Here is a 19,775-nt window from a genome sequence, read left to right on the forward strand (position 1 = left end):
ATAATGCCACACCGTGCTACTTATCTAGCAGCCATACTATCTATCTATAACCTATAATCGAGTAAAGTTATGACTACCCAATCTACCAGTTCGACAACCCTACAGACTACCCCGTTATTTACTACTGATTATGCTATTTATATCAATCATACTGACGCTGGCGGTATTGTTTATCATGCTAATCATTTGGTTTTTTTTGAGAATTGTCGCCGTGACTGGTTTACTAAGCTTAATCTTAGTGGTTATTTTTTGCAGACAGATGACGGGCAAATACAGCACTTTGTAGTCTCTCAAGCGCAGCTACAGTACCGAAAAGCTATCTTATTAGATGAAAGGATAAACGTACGCATCGATAAGGTCGAGCTCAAGCCTGCCAGCATTATCTTTTATCAAAGCATTCATCGTAAGCCGTCCGCGCCGCAAGCCACAAACGACAATGACACCTTATTAAGTAGTGCAAAGATCGTCATCGCTTGTGTGCAAAATCAACTTAATCCTACTCAAAATGACAAGAATAGCAAGAATACACCAACAGCTCCTATGAAACCGGTACGAGTACCCAAAGATCTACATCAAGTGATTAAGCAAGCTATTGATCAGCAGGGTCCTGATTTATAAAAATAATAATGATTTTTATCAATACTGATACTAAATATTTATCTCAAAAATAAACACTAGTTTATTAAGAATTATTGCGGTAAGTATTTGAACGGATAAGATTTTTTAATGCAGATTTATCTCTATACTTTTTATATTTTTTTACCTATTATTTAACCCCTATCTATAAAATTATTGCCTGCCAGCTTGGCCTAAAAATCAGCTAATCTCAGCTCGTTAAAGTGCTTAGTAAAAAAAGATAAACGCTTACGTCATCGAATAATAGCGGATAAATGACTAAATCACTGCTAAGCTGGTTAGCTGTATAAAGTGTAAATGGAATTGCTCGATTACCACTATCAAAAACTCAAGGACGCAGAAAATGACTACCGATAAACCTTGGCATGCTAGTTATCCCGTTGGTGTACCTAAGACTATTTATCCTGATAATTACTCAAGCATTATAGAGCTTTATGAAGAGAGCTTTAGTCGTTATCGTCTGCATCCTATGAGCGTTTGTATGGGCGTGACTCATACTTATGGCGACGTTGATAATGCCTCACAAGCGGTTGCAGCTTGGTTACAAGCTCAAGGTTTGCCCAAAGGCAGTGTGATAGCGCTGATGATGCCAAACGTTCCTCAGTATCTTCCAACGATGATAGGTATTTTGCGCGCAGGCTATATCTGCACGCCAGTCAACCCTTTATATACAGGCCGTGAGCTACGCCATCAGCTCAATGATTCGGGTGCCAAAGCGATATTTTTGGTAGATAATTTCGCTCAAGCGCTTGAGCAAGTGGTTGATGAGACGGCTATCAAGCATATCGTCCTCTCCAAAATGGGCGATATGATGGGTCTAAAAGGTATTTTGGTCAATACTATTATTCGTCAGGTCAAGCGCTTGGTTCCCAAGTACAAACTCAACGATCCTAAGCGTACAGTAACTAAGTTTCCAGAGGTACTTAAACAAGGCAAAAACCTGCCTTTGCAAAAGCCAAAAATGGATTTGGAACAAAAAGCCTTTTTGCAGTATACCGGTGGTACCACAGGCTTATCCAAAGGCGCTATTTTATCTCAGCGCAACGTAGTCGCTGCCGCTCTTCAGTCTGAGGCTTGGACTCGCCCTATCACCGCTGAGATGGACGAGGTTTATATCAATATGGTTATGGCGCTACCGCTGTATCATATCTTCGCTTTTATGCTCAACTTATTAGGCATGCGCTCAGGCTATACCTTTATTTTGGTACCAAACCCGCGTGACATTCCAGGGTTCATTAAAACTCTATCCAAGCAGCCGTTCCATATCTTCCCAGCGGTAAATACTTTATTTAAAGGTTTGCTGGATAATCCTAATTTTAAAAACTTGGATTTTAGCTCATTGAAGATATCTCAAGCAGGCGGTATGGCAGCTACTGAACAAACCGCCGAGCGCTGGTTAGAGGTAACCGGCTGTCCGATGATTGAAGGTTGGGGCATGACTGAATCGGTGGCTGCTGGCACGGCTAATGTCGTTACTGATCGCAAGTTTAACGGTACTATAGGTTTGCCAGTACCCGGTATTGATATTATTATTATCGATGAAGAGGGTCAGCGCGTAGCTTTCAATCAAGCAGGCGAGATGTGTATCAAAGGGCCTAATATCACCTCAGGATATTTTAATCGCGATAATACGCAAGAGTTCACAGACGACGGCTATTTTAAGACCGGCGATATCGTCAGCATGGATGAGAAAGGCTATATCAGACTACTCGATCGCAAAAAAGATATGATTTTGGTCTCAGGCTTCAACGTTTATCCCAATGAGCTTGAAGCGGTTATGCTCGATTATGATGGCATTATTGATTGCGCGGTGATTGGCGTTCCTGATAAATATCAAGGCGAATCTATCAAGATGTACGTTATCCGAAAAGATGATAATGTCACCAAAGACACTGTCAAGGAGTTTGCTTTGGATAATTTGACCGGTTATAAGTGTCCACGTTATATCGAGTTTGTAGATGAGCTACCCAAATCCAATGTTGGCAAAGTACTACGCCAAAAACTACGTGAGAAGCATTTAGAAGATAATCCTGTTATGTAACATCACTGACAAAATGATGACTCTATAAAGGCCCTTTATCGTTGTAAAGGGCTTTTTTTATGAGTATAACCTGCCCCTATTAACTGCATTATTCGCTTTATTTATCAGCTTATCTGTCCATACTGCCGCTTATCTAGTCGATCTTCCATCATAATATGAATTATTTATCAAATTTATATCTGTACTCTAAAGTCCTCGTAAGCAATTATTACCAAAAGTTAAGGTTGTGTTAGTGTATCGGCAGATTATTTTGGCAGGTTGCTAATAGCTAAGTCAGTTATCTTTCTATAAAACTCTGAGCCTAACTCTATAAACACTAAGATAAATTTTAGTGGCTATTAATTAATGGTTAGTGGCTATTTATAGAGAAATAATTGGACAGCTTTTGCTAGCAATCATGCTTTTTACAAAGGTTTCAATAGGTTGGCAGTCAGCTAATATTGAGGATAGCACTCAGCATGGTATGATTTGGCAGATTTGACGATAGTTATTATTTTGCCCAGATCATAAATTGTGCTGACAAGGATGTGACTACTTGCTTATAAACCCTTATATTGGATTTAAGGACGCTAGATATGACAGTGAATAAACCTTGGCTTGATCAGTATCCCACCAATGTACCTAAGTCGATCAATCCAGATAAGTACGGCAACATAGTAGATTTATATGAGGAGTGTTTTGATCGCTTTCGTATGCATCCTATGAGTATTTGTATGGGAGTGACTCACACTTATGATGACATTGACAAAACCTCGCTAGCTATTGCCTCTTGGCTACAAGCGCAAGGCTTGCCTAAAGGCAGTATTGTGGCGCTCATGATGCCTAATGTGCCCCAATATCTGCCAACCATGATAGGTATTTTACGTGCAGGCTACGTTTGCACTCCTATCAACCCGCTATACACTGGCCGTGAGCTGCGTCATCAGCTTAACGACTCAGGTGCCAAGATTATCTTTGTCGTCGATAATTTCGCGCAAGCGCTTGAGCAAGTCGTTGATGAGACGGCTATCAATCGCATTGTATTATCAAAGATGGGCGATATGATGGGGCTAAAAGGCATCTTGGTAAATACTATTATTCGCCAAGTCAAACGCCTAGTTCCTAAGTACAAGCTTAACGATCCCAAGCACGAGGTCACAAAGTTTCCTGATGTGCTCAAAAAAGGCAAAGAGCTGCCTTTTAACAAGCCCAAGATGAGCTTGGATCAAAAAGCTATCTTACAGTACACCGGTGGCACCACAGGTTTATCCAAAGGCGCCATCCTATCGCAGCGTAACGTGGTCGCCGCTGCACTACAGTCGGAGGCTTGGTATTCGCCTATTACCTCAGAGATCAATGAGGTCTATATCAATATGGTGATGGCTTTGCCTCTCTATCATATTTTTGCCTTTATGCTCAGCTTATTAGGCATGCGCTCAGGCTATACCTTCATCTTAGTGCCAAACCCTCGCGATATGCCAGGCTTTGTCAAGACTTTATCGAAGCAGCCGTTTCATATCTTCCCTGCGGTCAACACCTTATTCAAAGGCTTATTGGCTCAGCCAAACTTTAAGGATTTGGACTTTAGCTCACTACGTATCACTCAAGCTGGCGGTATGGCGGCCACTGAACAAACCGCGCAAAAATGGCTAGAGGTGACCGGTTGTCCAATGGTTGAAGGTTGGGGCATGACCGAAGGCGTTGCTGGAGGAACGGCCAATGTGATTACCAATCGTGAGTTCAATGGTACTATTGGCATTCCTGTGCCTAGCGTTGATATCATTGTCGTTGATGATAGCGGCAAGCGTTTGGGCGTACATCAAGCAGGCGAGATGTGCTTTAAAGGGCCCAATGTCACTATGGGCTATCATAATAGTGATAATAAAGACGTTTTCACCACTGAAGGCTATTTTCGTACAGGAGATATCGCTAGCATGGATGAAAAAGGCTACTTTACTCTACTTGATCGCAAAAAAGACATGGTTTTAGTCTCAGGTTTTAATGTGTTTCCTAACGAGATTGAATCAGTAATGCTAGACTGTGCAGCTATCATTGATTGTGCGGTCATCGGCGTTCCTGATGAGCGTCAAGGCGAAGCGGTCAAGATTTATGTCGTTCCTGCCAACAATGCAGTTAGCAAGGAGGATATCAAAGAGTTTGCCTTGGATAATTTGACCGGTTATAAGTGCCCTTGCTATGTTGAATTTGTGACTGAGCTGCCAAAGTCCAATGTCGGTAAAGTTCTACGCCAAAAACTACGTGAAAAGCATTTGTCCGATAACCCGCAGCTGCTGTAATTGTTTTAATTATCTATATTTTCAGTAACTTAAACAGCCCTCTATAGTCATATAGAGGGATTTTTATAATAGTAAAAATAGTATAGAATTTTAGCCACATGCTGACATTTTAAGATATAAGGATTTATCGGCGATGCTAAACAGCTAAAGCAAAAACAACTCCTCTCCACCATTTATCAGATAATAAGGACATTACTAATGATAGATAAACCTTGGCTCGCTCAGTATCCTGCAACGGTTCCTGCAACCATTGACCCCGAGCAGTACTCAAGCTTGATAGAGCTCTATGAAGAGAGTTTCGCAAGTTTTGCTAAGCAAACTTTTAGTATCTGTATGGGCGTCAAACACAGCTATGATGATATCGATAAAGCCTCAAAAGCCATCGCTGCTTGGCTGCAAGCTCAAGATTTGGCACAAGGTAGCGTAGTTGCGCTGATGATGCCAAACATTCCGCAGTATCTGCCAACGATGCTTGGTATCTTACGAGCCGGTTACGTGTGTACTCCAGTCAACCCACTTTATACTGGCCGTGAGCTACGCCATCAACTCAATGACTCGGGTGCCAAAGCTATATTCTTAGTCGATAACTTTGCAAAAGCGCTTGAAGAAGTGGTTGATAATACCGATGTTGAAGCTATCGTTATCTCAAAAATAGGCGATATGATGGGTGTTAAAGGTATAATCGTCAATACGCTAATACAGCATGTCAAAAAACTAATCCCTGATTATAACCTTAATAGTGCTAAGCATAGCGTTACTAACTTCCCCGATGTCCTTAAAAAAGGCAAAAAACTCACCGTAAAAAAAGCTCATGCAGCTCTAGATCAAACCGCATTCTTACAATATACCGGTGGTACTACTGGGCTATCAAAAGGCGCTATTCTCACCCAACGTAATATCGTTGCCGCCGGCCTTCAATCTGAGACTTGGTCAGAACCTATTATCTCGCAAGTGGGTGATGAGCAAATAAATATGGTTTTGGCCTTACCGCTCTATCATATCTTTGCTTTTATGCTCAGCTTAGTAGGTGTGCGCTCTGGTAATGCCTTTATCCTGATACCTAATCCGCGTGATATTCCAGGCTTTATCAAAGCGTTATCCAAACAACCTTTTCATGTGTTGCCAGCGGTTAATACTTTATTTAAAGGCTTACTCGATCACCCCGATTTTAGTAAGCTTGATTTTAGCAACTTACATATGTCGCAAGCTGGCGGCATGGCGGCGACTGAACAGACCGCCGCGCGTTGGTTACAAGTGACGGGCTGCCCGATGATTGAAGGCTGGGGTATGACTGAGTGCGTAGCGGTCGGCACCTGTAACCTTCTCACCAATACCGAGTTTAATGGTACGATTGGTATTCCTTTGCCTAGTATTGATATCATCATTATCGATGAAAGTGGCGAGCGCGCCGCAGTTAATGAGGCCGGCGAGATCTGCATAAAAGGCCCCAATGTAACGCCCGGCTATCTTAACAAAGACAGTAGTAAGGACTTTACCGCCGACGGTTATTTTCGTACCGGTGATATTGGCAAGATGAATGAGCAAGGCTACTTCACCCTACTCGATCGAAAAAAAGATATGATTTTGGTCTCAGGGTTTAACGTTTTTCCTAATGAGGTTGAGTCCGTCATGCTTGATTGTGAAGGTATCTCAGACTGTGCAGTCATTGGGGTGGCGGACGATAGTCAAGGTGAAGCGGTAAAAATATATGTGATACGTGACAATGAGACACTTACAAAACAGAGAGTTAAAGACTTTGCGCAGCAGAATCTAACTCGTTATAAATGCCCTAGTCAGATTGAGTTCGTTGATGACTTGCCAAAAAGTAATGTCGGTAAAGTGTTACGTCAACAGCTACGTGAAAAGCATAAAGCAGATCATGCCTAGTCGCTCATTAATGCTATATCTACACAGCGTCATTACTAAAAAGCCCTCAATATTTTGAGGGCTTTTGTTATACAAGCTGGCTTTAACTAATCTTACTAACGAGCTGTAGAGGTAGACGTTTCATCGCTTGACCAACTATCGACCAAGGCAGACTTGGGACGCAAGCTTCATCAACTCCCGCCTCTATAGCCGCGACGATAGCTTTGGTGCCGGTATCTGCATCCACCTCGAACGGTAAGGGTTTGGCATCTTTATTGATCTCAGTACGGATGTAACCAGGATAAATAGTGCTGACTTTAATAGGCAGGTTACTCAGCAGCATATCAGCGCGAATGCCTTCAGCCAGATAAGCGATACCCGCTTTGGCAGCGCCATAAGTAGTCATGTGCCCAGGCAAGCCACGCATCGCTGACATGCTAGAGATCACCACCAAATGCCCGTCGTTTTGCTCGCGAAAGATCTTCATCGCCGCTTCACACTGCGCGAGTGCTGAGACAAAATTAATCTCGGCGGTACGGCGATTGGTCTCAAAACGGCCTTTGCCGATACGGCGACTGTCGCCTACGCCTGCATTGACTACTACGCGGTCGATATGCCCAAAGTCGGCAGCAAACTCATTAAAGACCTTAAAGATAGCATCATAGTCGCTGACATCTAAGACTTTATACTCTACTCGAATATCAGGATAGCTCTTAGTAAGGTCAGCTTTGAGCTGCGCTAAGCGCTCACTACGGCGCGCACAAATCGCTAGATTATAACCAAGCTTGGCAAATAATCGCGCCATAACCTCACCAAGACCGGAGCTTGCGCCGGTTACTAGCACGGTTTTGCCTTGACCTACTTGCGCTTTGGTTAAGCGCTTTAAATAGCGCGCGGGTTGTACAGCGCTGATAGCTTGCGCGCGACTTTGCTTAGCGGTTTGGGTTACTAGGCTTATTAGTTTATTCTGCATAGCACTCTCGTCTCATCAATACTATAGTGAATTTAGTATAAAAACGATACAGCGGAACTGGGATGAATTTTGCGCAGCCTCTGTCAGCGTAGACACAGCACGCAAGTAAAATTTATACCAGTTCCGCGCTGAAATACAATGTATCTATCTTATTTAGAATCGACTATGTATCGTTAAAATTAAAAATTAAGTGTTTAAAAATTAACATCATAATATAGCAAAGATATTTTAGATAGCTTGTACTAAAAATTGTCTTTAATCATAGCTTTTTTAACGCCAAGTCACAAAGCGCTCGCCTGCAGAGAATAAGTGGCTATATTCATTTAACGATAGTAGCCTTAAATCTTGTCTTTGTAAGGTAATAGCGGTTACTCCAGTGTTTATCAGGCGTTTATTAAGCTGATAGGCCATTTGGCTATCTTGCTTAAATAACTGCGCGGTGATCGCCGCTATCACGCCACCTGAGGTAAACACTAATACCGTCGTGTCAGTGTCATCAGACCTCGTCTCTTTAGCAGCGGTATTTAATAAGCTGGCTTTATGACGTATTTGCGCGAGTGCTTGCTGCGTACGCGCGTTAAACTCAGTCCAGCTTTCGATATAATCATCATCATAGTCGCCGCCATGCCAGCGCTGCATCGCCTCATCAAATAGCTGAGCCAACCGCAGCTTAGGTACTTCAGCTTTGCCAATCTCAGCTGCGATAGCGGCTTGGCTAGCAAAGGCTGGGTTGGATTTGGTCAAGACATCTTGGTGGTTAAACTCATTAAATTCAGCGATCAAATTATCATCGTTAAGACCAGATAAAGTCGTGGCAAGCTTAGTCGCTTTATTATTCTCTAAAGCCGCCTGATAGCTATCAATAAAATGACGGGCAGAATCCTGTTGACGCACTAAGCCCCCACTAAACACCGCATCGATACGGCGCTCAGTATTGGCATAATGCTCACCAAGCATTCGCGCTTGTGTGACGCCTAACTTTGATAATTGATCGTAGTTTTTTCTACCAAAAGAGGCTTGTCCATGCCGAGCCAAAAGAATAGTAATCATTAATTATCGCCTGTTTATTGTCATGTTTTGAGCAGATTAATTAGTCATCAGCGGACTTGGAGCTTGACTCAAAATAGCCTTTGGGCAAAATACTTTTGACCAGCTTTTGTACCGGCTCTGGCAACTGCTCTATAGCGGCTTTATCCATGCCTCGCTCTTTTAGGCGCGGCTGCACGTGCGTCATAAATAACGCCTCACCTTCATACTGAGCGATAAGTTTTAGACATTTGGCATTTAACACATGCACGATCAGCCAAAAGTTCTTGAAGGCTGGGTTTTTAGTTTGCTTATTATAATAGCGATAATAGATTTGCTGGACGATACCGGCTAAGCGAAATAAGCCAAACACTTCATAAAAAGTCCAGTTATCAATCTCAAGCCCAGTCTTATCTAAATAATAACGAACCACTTCGTCGCGCGTCATCATGCCTTTTAGATGAGTCGGCTGACGGCGCGACTGCTGCATGATGATATTGTCATCCTCCTCAATCCAATAAGCTAGCGCGCTGCCTAGATCCATTAAAGGATCACCAAGCGTCGCCATCTCCCAATCGAGCACGCCGATGACTTCAGTAGGATTATTGGCAGCCAAAATGACATTGTCAAAACGCCAGTCGTTATGAATAAGACAAGTTTTGCTATCTTTTGGTGTGTGCTTAGCCAGCCATTGACGCACTATGCCAAAGCTTGGAACATTTGGGGTTTTTGCTTTGACATAACGCTTGTCCCAACCGGTGACTTGACGCTCGCAGTAACCTTCACCGCGACCCAGCGCCACCAAATCCGGATACTGAGTATAATCGACTTGATGCAGCTCAATAAGAGCATCGATGACATTAGTGCATAACGCGCGCGTTTGTTTAACATCAAAATCAAGCGCTTTGGGTAAGCTTGCACGGGGAATAATCCCTTGCATACGCTCCATAATATAAAAATCTGCGCCAATGACCGCCTCATCGGTACAAAGCGCAATCATCTTTGGCACATACGGATAAGCGTCTTTGAGCGCTTTTTGCACCGTATATTCGCGCACCATATCGTGAGCGGACTTCGCTTTAGTGCCCTTGGGCGGACGGCGCAAAATAAGATCTTGATTGTCATACTGTAAGCGATAAGTCCAGTTAGACGCGCCACCGGAGAATTGAGTCACTATGGGCTCGCCCTTAACATCAACGCCTTGCGCTTTGAGCCAAGCGCTGACGGCAGCGCTGTCAAGCTCCTCGCCTTCACGCACCTCTCCGCCTTTATCCAATATCCCTTTGTCTAACACATCAGTTACAGTCTGTTTATTTGCGCTATTATCCATCTTGTCTTCACTATTTTGAGTGTTAGTTTCCATACTAAATTCCTTGAGGTTTAATGGCTTATAAGCCTAAGTTGCAGAACAAAAGATTATTTAAGTCATGAGTTTTTAGTTATTTATTACACAATAAATGCTTAGGCTATTAGGTAAAAATTCACTACCAATTACTTGATAGTGAATAATAAACCTCCCTACTCAAACTCATAAATATTACTTGTTAGATTTAGAACGGCTATAACCTTGGCGCTTTAGCTCTAATTTGGCAATCATAGTTTTATGCACCTCATCTGGACCATCGGCTAGGCGCAGTACTCGGCCCTGTGCATAAAATCCTGGCAACATGGTATCTTGGCATACCCCCATACCGCCATAAATCTGAATGGCCATATCAGCCACTTCTTGTAGTACGGTTGGCGCAACGACTTTGATCGCTGAGATCTCCGTCAATGCCGCTTTGGTGCCTTGAGAGTCCATCTTTTGCGCTGCGTATAGCGTTAATAGGCGCGCTTGATCGATCTTGATACGAGCATCCGCAATACGCTCTAAATTACCGCCTAGTTGCAAAATTGGCTTACCAAAAGCGACCCGCTCCATACCGCGATGAATCGCCAGCTCAAGTGACTTCTCAGCGGCGCCAATACAGCGCATACAGTGGTGAATACGCCCCGGCCCTAAACGGCCCTGCGCAATCTCAAAGCCCATGCCTGGCCCGCCGATAAAGCTATCGACTGGCACGCGTACCTCATCAAAACTGACTTCACCGTGACCATGCGGCGCGTCATAATCACCAAACACTTTGAGCATCCGCTCAATCTTTACGCCTTTGGTATCGGCAGGAACTAACACCATAGAGTGCTGCTGATGACGACCCTTGCTCTCATCAGGGGTATAAGCCATGACAATTAAAATGTTAACCGCCGGATCACCTAGGCCTGATGACCACCATTTGCTGCCATTAATCACGATCTCATCGCCATCGATAACCGCAGTCGCTTGCATATTGGTCGCATCGCTTGAAGCGACATCCGGCTCAGTCATACAAAATACTGAACGGGTCTTGCCCTCAAGCAGCGGCGTGAGCCATTTACCTTGCTGCGCCTCAGAACCATAACGCCATAACAGCTCCATATTGCCACTATCAGGAGCGTTACAATTAAAGATATGCGGCGCTAGAATACTACGGCCAGTCAATTCGGCAATCGGCGCGTAGTCCGTGACTGATAAGCCTGCACCTAATTTGTCATCAGGAAGAAATAAATTCCAAAGTCCAGCCTCGCGCGCTTGCTGACGCAGCTCGTCATAAGCGGCAGGCCACTGCCAATTCTCCCAATTACCATCGGGGTTTAAGCGATGACACTCCTGCCAAAACTCAGTCTCTATCGGTTCAATTTTTGTGGCTATAAACTCTTTAACCTTGGCGTGCATCTCTTGACCGTGCTCAGTGGCGCTAAACATTAAGCTATTATCGCTAGACATAATTGACTTCCCTCTCATCATTGTTTATTAGCTTTCAAGGGCTAATAGGGTTTTACGGTGTACGTTCGTGTACTGTTCTAATCCTGCCCTATTTATAACATAGCTGTTAGGATTAAACAGCAAAAAAGGCGCGACTGTTTAGGACACGCCTTTTACAAAATATATACACTAAGAGTTTTATAACGACTACGTTTAAAAATCTGCCAAATTAGCAAGCTCTGGATAGCCAATAGACTAAATTCAATAAGCTACTTTAGCCCCTTATTTCAAAATATTTAAACGACTATTAAGATCAAAACGCATTAGCGCCTCTGGTAATTTATCCACCGCCATAGTCAATGTCGCTTCAGCCGCTTGTGATAAGCCAAGTTTTTCGGCAAGCGTAGGCTTTTGACGAGAGTGCAAAGCGTAGACTTCATTGTCCTCCATTAGCGCTAAGATATAACTGTCCGAGGTTTGCAATTTATCAACTAGCTTTAGCTTGATCGCGTCTTCGCCATACCAGTGCTCGCCGTTAGCGACTTTATCCAAATCAAGCTGCGAGCGGTAAGTATTAACAAAATGCTTAAACAAATCATGGGTTTGCTCAAGCTCTTCTTGATACTTAGCGCGATCTTCATCATCGTTTTCGCCAAATACGGTCACCGTACGTTTGTAGTCGCCGGCGGTAAACATCTCGTAATCGACATCATTTTTTTTCAGTAGTTTATGAAAGTTTGGCAATTGCGAGACCACACCAATTGAGCCAATCACCGCAAAGGGCGCAGCAATAATGTTATCGGCGACGCAGGCCATCATATAGCCACCGCTTGCGGCTATTTTGTCGACACAAACCGTAAGCTTGAGACCTGCCTCTTTTAGACGTACCAATTGCGCCGCAGCTAGGCCATAGCTGTGCACCATACCGCCGCCAGACTCTAAACGAATGATGACCTCATCGCCTTTATTAGCAGTGCTGACAATAGTGCTAATCTCTTCACGCAGATGCTTAACCGCGCTGGCTTTTATATCACCATCGAAATCTAAAACAAACACTTGCGAGTTATGGCTATCTTTATTCTTGTTTTTCGATTTTACTTTTAGTGCCTTCTTAGCTTTTTTGGCCATACTCTTTTTTAGTTGCTTAAGCGCGGCTTTACCTTGTGTTGCTTCCATCAAGTCTTCACGGCGCTGCTCTTGAACTTTATTCAAGTGCATAACTTTGAGCTCGACAGGGTTTTTGGGCGGATGAAATAACATAAAGGGTATTCCTTAGGGTTGAATGCAAAGAGGTTAACTCAATGATTTTTGCATGAGTAAAGATAAATTAGAATTTGATATTAATTTTAGAGTTTAGCTGATATGCGCGCGCTGAGCTTTATTTTCAAGCGTATAGCGAGACTATAATAAAAATATTATAGCTATATGTTGCGGATACATTTATCAGTACAGATTTTAGAATCAAAGATTAGATGCATTAGTTACTCTAAACTCTGTCTCAAATTGCCGGCTCATCAAAGCGCTTATTACTAAGCAGTGTTGTATAACAAAAGTACTTTAGGCATAATATGCGTTTGAATCGAATTTTATGCAGCCTACGTGAAGACTAATAGTCTCAATCGCGGCAAATGGCTGTTTTTTTTGCGAATGACTGTATTGATGACATTAAATATTGCGATAAAAGCAGTATTATTCTTTGAATTGGGCAGATAACTGGATAACTAATCTTATGACAGACAGTATGATGACTGACAACGCTATGAAACCGAGCACTATAACGCAAAAAGATCAAGCCGTACACAGCGGTTATCGTGATGAATACTGCGGTGCTGTGACTGAGAAGCTATTAGAGCAAACCATTACTATTGTCGGCTGGGTGCATCGTCGCCGTGACCATGGCGGTGTTATCTTTTTAGATATGCGTGATCGTGCTGGTATTTTGCAGGTGGTCGTTGATCCAGATACCCCCGAAGCTTTTGCCACTGCTGATGCGGCGCGTCCTGAATATGTGCTCAAAATCACCGGCCGTGTGCGTCGTCGTTATGAGGGCACCGAAAATAAAAACATGACTAGTGGTCAAGTTGAGTTATTAGGTAAACAGATTGAAGTATTGGCCAAGTCTGAAACGCCGCCTTTCCCGCTCAATGATGAAAACATGACCGTCTCAGAGGATCTGCGCCTTAAGTATCGCTATCTCGATATGCGTCGTCCAGAGATGCAAGAGCGCATGGTGTTCCGTGCCAAAGCGACTTCTGCTATTCGCCGCTATCTTGATGACCATGGCTTTTTGGATGTCGAAACGCCTATCTTGACTCGTGCCACGCCAGAAGGTGCGCGTGATTATCTAGTGCCTTCACGTACCCGTCCGGGCAACTTCTTTGCGCTACCGCAGTCGCCGCAGCTATTTAAGCAGCTACTTATGGTGTCAGGCTTTGATCGCTATTATCAAATCGCTAAGTGCTTTCGTGATGAAGACTTGCGTGCTGATCGCCAGCCTGAATTTACCCAAGTTGATATCGAGACTTCTTTTTTAAACGAAGAAGAGATCATGACTATCAACGAAGGTCTAATCAAGCATCTGTTCAAAACCATGATGGATATTGAGTTGGCTGACTTCCCGCGGATGACTTACGAAGAGGCTATGCGTGATTACGCTTCTGACAAGCCTGATCTACGTATTCCATTAAAGCTACAAGACGTTGCTGACTTGATGAAAGACGTCGACTTCAAAGTCTTTGCCGGCCCTGCTAACGATCCAAAAGGCCGCGTCGCCGCGCTACGTATCCCTAATGGTAGCTCTCTTAGCCGTAAGCAAATCGATGAATATACTAAGTTTGTCGGTATTTATGGCGCACGCGGTTTGGCTTACATCAAAGTCAATGACGCAAGCAACATTAATAATGGCGTGGATAAAGAATCAGGCTTACAGTCGCCTATCATCAAAAACATGAGCGATGAGGTGCTAGCTAGCCTAATCGAGCGCACTGAAGCAAAAGATGGCGATATTATCTTCTTTGGCGCGGACAAAGCCAGTGTCGTCAACGATGCGATGGGCGCGTTACGTCAGAAGATCGGCCTTGATATGGATATGGCGACTTGCCAGTGGGCGCCGCTTTGGGTCACTGACTTCCCGATGTTTGAAGAGACTGACGATGGCAAGTGGACCTCTATGCACCATCCATTCACTAAGCCAAAAGGCTCGGTCGATGAGCTAAAGACCAATCCGGCCAATGCTCTGTCTATCGCTTATGATATGGTACTAAACGGCACTGAGATCGGCGGTGGTAGCCTGCGTATCAATACTTTAGAGATGCAGCAAGCAGTCTTTGAAGCATTAGGTATCGATGAGCAAGAAGCTGAGGACAAGTTTAGCTTCTTGCTTGACGCGCTAAAATTCGGTGCGCCGCCGCATGGTGGTCTCGCCTTCGGTTTGGATCGCCTGATTATGCTGATGGTGGGTGCAAGCTCTATCCGTGACGTCATCGCTTTCCCAAAAACCAAAACCGCTGAAGATCCGTTAACGCAAGCGCCTGCTCCAGTTGACTCTAAACAGTTACGTGATTTAGGTATTCGCCTACGCGAAAAAGCTCAAGCTGATACCAATAAACCCGCTCAATAATTCATGTGATGATGACTTATTTTATGTGCGGTGATTCATAATGAATCCCTATCAGGTTTTCAAATACGTGCCACTGTCTGTGCTACAGATGCTGGCACGTTTTGTTGCGCGGATTATGATGTGGCTACCTAACTTGAGTATCAAGCGTACCATTCGTATTAACATGCGTCTGATTGAACCAAATATAAGCAAAAATCACAAACAACAACTCATAAGCCAAATTATACGAAATCAAAGTCTGAGTAGTGTTGAGTCTATAAAAAGCTGGGCAATGCCGCCTGAATGGAGCATCAAACAGATACGTGACGTTCACAATAAACAGATCCTGTTAGAAGGCTTAGCCAATCCCAATGGCATGCTCGCTATCGTCCCCCACCTTGGTACTTGGGAGATCATGAATGCCTGGCTCAATCAATTCGGCGCGCCTACCATCATGTATAAGCCCGTCAAAGGTAAACGAATTGATGAGTTTGTACTTCAAGGACGTCAGCGTCTTAACGCCACTTTAGTGCCTACCGATGGTAGCGGTGTCAAAGCGGTATTTAAGACACTAAAGCAAGGCGGCTTTAGCATTATATTGCCCGATCATGTTCCCGATACTTCAGGCGGCGTAGTCGTGCCCTTCTTTGGCGTTGAGACTTTGACCAGCACCTTAGCCTCTAAGCTAGCTAACAAAACAAAATGTGCTCTGGTTGGGGTGTCTTGTATTCGCCGTGAGGATAATAAAGGCTTTGATATTTATTGCTATAAGCTTGATGACCCCGCGCTGTATAACCGGGATACCTCCATCGCTGCTGCTGCTTTAAACAAAGCGATGCAAATGATGATAGAACCGCACTTTAATCATTATATGTGGGGTTATCGCCGCTTTAAGCACTTACCTGTCATAGGCAATCCTTATCGCGCCAGTGACTCTGACTTGCAAGACTTTATTAGCAGACTGTGTGATACTAATTCTTAAACGTGGCCCTACAAGCTGGTGTTAATGAGACAGACTCTGCTATAAGACCACTTATCTGACAGGCTAAATAGTTACTAACCAGCGAGTTGTTTTATCCTATTAATAAGAGTAACTTATGACCACCGATACTAGCAATAATACTTCTAATACGCAGCTGAACACCTCTACCAATGAGCAGCGCTATATTATCTGTATGAAATGGGGCAAAAAGTACGGTAGCGAGTACGTCAATCGTCTCTACAATATGGTCACACGGCATCTAACCCTAGATTTTCAGATGGTCTGCTTGACTGACGATAGTGAAGGTATAAATGCTGCGGTGCAGTGCTACCCTATCCCTGAGATGGACTTGCCGGCTGGGCCTGAGCGTGGTTGGAAAAAACTCACCACTTTCAAGCCTGAGCTCTACGATCTCAAAGGTACAGCTTTATTTTTGGATATCGATATCGTTATTGTTGATAATATAGATGGTTTTTTTACTTATCAGGCTAAGTTTGAAGACAGCGTAGTCATTATCCGCGACTGGAAAAAACCATGGCGCATGATTGGCAATAGCTCTGTCTATCGCTTTAAAGTGGGTCAAAATACTTATCCTGATCTGCTAGCGAACTTTGAGCGCAACTTTGAGACTATTCGCATCCAGGTACGGCATGAGCAAGCCTATTTATCCAACTATCTGCGCGAGCATCATCACTTAGAGTACTGGGACAAATCGTGGTGCGTCAGCTTTAAATATCAATGTATGGCCAAGCCGCCCTTTAATTTTGTGCTAGCGCCAAAGCTGCCCGATGGCGCAAAAATCGTTATCTTTCATGGTGAGATCAATCCGCCAGAAGCAATCAAAGGTGGCGGCGGCAAATGGTATCGCCATGTCAAGCCTACTCCTTGGCTTGAGGAGTATTGGCGATAAAGACGTCATCTATAAGTAGTCAACCAAAAATTATAGGCAAATTTATGCACGACCCTAACAAAGAAAATATAGACTTAGTGATCACTTGGGTCGATGGCGATGATCCGCTTCTTAAACAAAAAAGAGCGCCTTATCTAGCGCAAGAAGACGTTGCTTCGGGCGCTATTAGCGCTACCCGCTTCGCTAGCAACGACGAGATATATTATAATGTGGCCTCTATACTCAAATACGTGCCCTTTTGTCGGCATATCTATATCATAACCGATCAACAAAAACCTAAATTCATTGACGAATTTGTCAATCAAGGTGTCTGTAGCGCTGATAAAATCCGTATTGTCGATCATCAAGAGATTTTTTTGGGTTATGAGCAGTTTTTGCCTACTTTTAATAGCCTGACTATTGAGACTATGCTATGGAATATCTCAGATCTTTCGGACTATTTTATTACCCTAGACGATGATTTTTTCTTTAACCAGCCTGCCAGTATAAGTGACTTTTTGGATCAAAATAACATCATAATTCGTGGTCACTGGCGAAAAAGTGCACCCCTAAAAGCTAAGCTACACTACCGACAGCTTATGAATAAAGCTTTTAATACCACTTTGCAACCTAAATATGTCGTTTCGCAGATGTTAGGCGCTGAAGTCTATAAGTCTAGTAAGTTTTTTGAGATTCATCACTATCCTCATATCATTGATAAAAGCGTCATAAAAAGTTATTTTTTAGCTCATCCCGATTATCTAAACAATCAAATCAAGCACCGGTTTAGAGACATCTCACAATTTGATCCGGTATCGTTGATGAATCATTTAAAAATAAAAAAGGGTGAAGCCATTTTAAAGCCTAATCTCAATCTAAACTATCTAAAAAATGAGAAAAGCGTTAGCGATTTTATTAAAAATCTAGATAATACCTCAATGAAATATGGCTGTATACAAAGCATGGATCAGCTTGATGCTACTAGCTTTAAGCAAGTACAAAGCGCCATGACTGAGAAGCTCTCATCACATTTGCCGTCTTCTTTAGTCAATGTTAGAGAATAGCTAATACTTACAAAATTCAAAAAGCTCTTTAGCTATCTGGTTTAAAAGACTATTGTTAAATCACCTTGATGTTATTAAAAGATATAAACTATGAAAACGATAACTTACTTAATCAATTTAGATGGCAGTCATCAGCGTTTGCAGAGTGCTACCCATCAGCTGCAGCAAATCAATTGGGAGTTTGAGAGAGTCTCAGCCTATGATGGTCGAGGAAAAGCGTTATCTAGCTTTGAGGGTTATGACGATCAGCAAACCAGAAAAAACTTAGGCCGTAGTCTATTAAGCTCTGAGATTGGTTGCTATCTCAGTCATTATAAATGCGCCCAGAAGTTTCTACAGACAGATGCAGACTTCTTAATTGTACTAGAAGACGATATGAAAATATCTGCCGATTTTAAAGCTATTATGGAAGATACTTTAGACTTTTTGGCTAATAAGCAAAATCTAGACTGGTATCTCATCAATATCGCCGCTAAGAAAAAAAAGCTGGCCAAAGAGATCACCACTTTTAATGATCACAGTTTGTGGCATGCCTATTATTTTCCTATTCGCGGATTGGGCTTAATATGGTCGCGTCAAGGTGCCAAAGATTTCGTGGAACAGGCTAAACCCATTACTATGCCAGTCGATATCTTTTTTCAAAGATGGCTAAGTGGTAACGGTAAAGGTTTGGGAATCTGGCCGCCTTTGGTCAAACCGTTAGGCTTAGACAGTGACATATTAGGCACAGAGGCGGCACAAAACATCAAGCGCAAGGATAAAGAAAACAGGGATTTCACTTACAAAGCTAAAAAACAAAAAAGAATGTTGCAAGATAAAACTGCCGCCATCAAAAACTTATACTTTAATAAGTAGTGCAATTATGATAAAAAATATAGTTATTAGCCTAACATCTGCGACCGAGCGTAGAGAGCACATTAAAAAAGAGTTTGGTAAACACAATGTGGCTTTTGAGTTTTTTGATGCTTTGACGCCTGAGACTGTCTCGTCTTACATCAAAGGCTTGCCATATAATTTTGATTCAAGTGGTTTATCTCCTATAGAGCTCGCTTGTATGATGAGTCATGTCGCTATATGGCAAAAAATGATCAACGAAAACATACCTTACATAACTATATTTGAGGACGATGTTTATTTAGGCCAAGACGCTAAATATTTACTTAATAGTTCTGAATGGATAAAACCTGAATGGAATATTATAAAGATTGAAACGGTATATAATAAAGTCTTTTTGGCGTCTAAAAGCCAAGATATCTTATCAAGCAAGCGTTGTATTACTCAACTCAAAGGTAAGCATTTAGGAGCAGGAGGCTACATATTATCTTTAAAAGGTATCAAACTATTATTAGACTATACCTTCAACAAACCGTTACTGCCTATCGATGAAATCGTTTTTAAAAACTTTATCACTCAAAGCTCTGAACCCGTCTACCAGATGGTACCTGCGCTTTGTATCCAAGATATTATTATCAATGCTGATAAAGAAGCGCTTATCCTTCCTAGCTCACTTGAGGAGGATCGTAGAAAGCGTATGCGTTCAGAGAAAAAAGGTGGTTTAGCAAAAATAAGTAGAGAAACCCGTAGAATGGTTTCGCAAACAAAGGAATCTCTATTCGCAAAGCAAATTCCTTTTAATTAAATA

The 19,775-nt window shown here is 42.8% G+C and carries 15 protein-coding genes; 10 read left to right on the top strand and 5 right to left on the bottom strand.

The window, feature by feature from the left end:
• Positions 1–69: 69 nt before the first annotated feature.
• The 4 genes from M0N77_RS05765 (at position 70) to M0N77_RS05780 (ending at position 6,840) form a co-directional block, all read left to right on the top strand.
• A complete protein-coding gene (locus tag M0N77_RS05765; RefSeq protein ID WP_353104293.1) occupies positions 70–618 on the top strand; it encodes a thioesterase family protein in 549 nt (182 codons plus the stop codon).
• A gap of 361 nt (positions 619–979) precedes the next feature.
• Positions 980–2,677, top strand: coding sequence for an AMP-binding protein (locus tag M0N77_RS05770; RefSeq protein WP_353104294.1), 1,698 nt, complete (start codon positions 980–982; stop codon positions 2,675–2,677).
• Positions 2,678–3,252: 575 nt separating this feature from the next.
• A complete protein-coding gene (locus tag M0N77_RS05775; RefSeq protein ID WP_353104295.1) occupies positions 3,253–4,953 on the top strand; it encodes an AMP-binding protein in 1,701 nt (566 codons plus the stop codon).
• 198 nt (positions 4,954–5,151) lie between these two features.
• Positions 5,152–6,840 (top strand): AMP-binding protein, encoded by a 1,689-nt coding sequence (locus M0N77_RS05780; protein WP_353104296.1) that lies wholly within the window; start codon positions 5,152–5,154, stop codon positions 6,838–6,840.
• Between the two features lie 82 nt (positions 6,841–6,922).
• Here the strand turns inward: M0N77_RS05780 and M0N77_RS05785 are convergent, their stop codons facing one another.
• From M0N77_RS05785 to sohB, 5 genes are all read right to left on the bottom strand, one after another.
• Positions 6,923–7,792, bottom strand: coding sequence for an SDR family oxidoreductase (locus M0N77_RS05785; RefSeq protein ID WP_353104297.1), 870 nt, complete (start codon positions 7,790–7,792; stop codon positions 6,923–6,925).
• Positions 7,793–8,062: 270 nt separating this feature from the next.
• Positions 8,063–8,842 carry a histidine phosphatase family protein gene (locus M0N77_RS05790; protein WP_353104298.1) on the bottom strand — a complete coding sequence of 260 codons (780 nt, stop codon included), beginning with the start codon at positions 8,840–8,842 and terminating at the stop codon, positions 8,063–8,065.
• A 40-nt stretch (positions 8,843–8,882) separates the two neighbouring features.
• The gene (locus M0N77_RS05795) at positions 8,883–10,148 is read right to left on the bottom strand and encodes a phosphotransferase family protein (protein ID WP_353105582.1); all 1,266 of its coding nucleotides are present in this window, start codon (positions 10,146–10,148) and stop codon (positions 8,883–8,885) included.
• Between the two features lie 207 nt (positions 10,149–10,355).
• Positions 10,356–11,600 (bottom strand): acyl-CoA dehydrogenase family protein, encoded by a 1,245-nt coding sequence (locus M0N77_RS05800; RefSeq protein WP_353105583.1) that lies wholly within the window; start codon positions 11,598–11,600, stop codon positions 10,356–10,358.
• Positions 11,601–11,882: 282 nt separating this feature from the next.
• Positions 11,883–12,860: a protease SohB gene (sohB, locus tag M0N77_RS05805; RefSeq protein WP_353104299.1), complete on the bottom strand. Its 978-nt coding sequence runs from the start codon at positions 12,858–12,860 to the stop codon at positions 11,883–11,885.
• 499 nt (positions 12,861–13,359) lie between these two features.
• Here sohB and aspS point away from each other — a divergent pair, with 499 nt between their 5' ends.
• The 6 genes from aspS to M0N77_RS05835 all read left to right on the top strand — a co-directional run bounded on the left by aspS (position 13,360) and on the right by M0N77_RS05835 (position 19,772).
• On the top strand, positions 13,360–15,219 hold the full coding sequence (gene aspS, locus M0N77_RS05810; protein WP_353105584.1) for an aspartate--tRNA ligase: 1,860 nt from the start codon (positions 13,360–13,362) through the stop codon (positions 15,217–15,219).
• A gap of 40 nt (positions 15,220–15,259) precedes the next feature.
• A complete protein-coding gene (locus M0N77_RS05815; RefSeq protein WP_353104300.1) occupies positions 15,260–16,180 on the top strand; it encodes a lysophospholipid acyltransferase family protein in 921 nt (306 codons plus the stop codon).
• A gap of 115 nt (positions 16,181–16,295) precedes the next feature.
• Positions 16,296–17,090: a glycosyltransferase gene (locus M0N77_RS05820; protein WP_353104301.1), complete on the top strand. Its 795-nt coding sequence runs from the start codon at positions 16,296–16,298 to the stop codon at positions 17,088–17,090.
• A 44-nt stretch (positions 17,091–17,134) separates the two neighbouring features.
• Positions 17,135–18,133, top strand: a complete 999-nt coding sequence (locus tag M0N77_RS05825) for a Stealth CR1 domain-containing protein (protein ID WP_353104302.1) — start codon at positions 17,135–17,137, stop codon at positions 18,131–18,133.
• Between the two features lie 90 nt (positions 18,134–18,223).
• Positions 18,224–18,988 (top strand): glycosyltransferase family 25 protein, encoded by a 765-nt coding sequence (locus M0N77_RS05830; protein ID WP_353104303.1) that lies wholly within the window; start codon positions 18,224–18,226, stop codon positions 18,986–18,988.
• 7 nt (positions 18,989–18,995) lie between these two features.
• Entirely contained in the window at positions 18,996–19,772 is a 777-nt protein-coding gene (locus M0N77_RS05835) for a glycosyltransferase family 25 protein (protein WP_353104304.1), read from the top strand.
• Positions 19,773–19,775 lie beyond the last annotated feature (3 nt).

It is taken from the genome of Psychrobacter sp. AH5, assembly GCF_040371085.1.
Lineage (GTDB): Bacteria > Pseudomonadota > Gammaproteobacteria > Pseudomonadales > Moraxellaceae > Psychrobacter.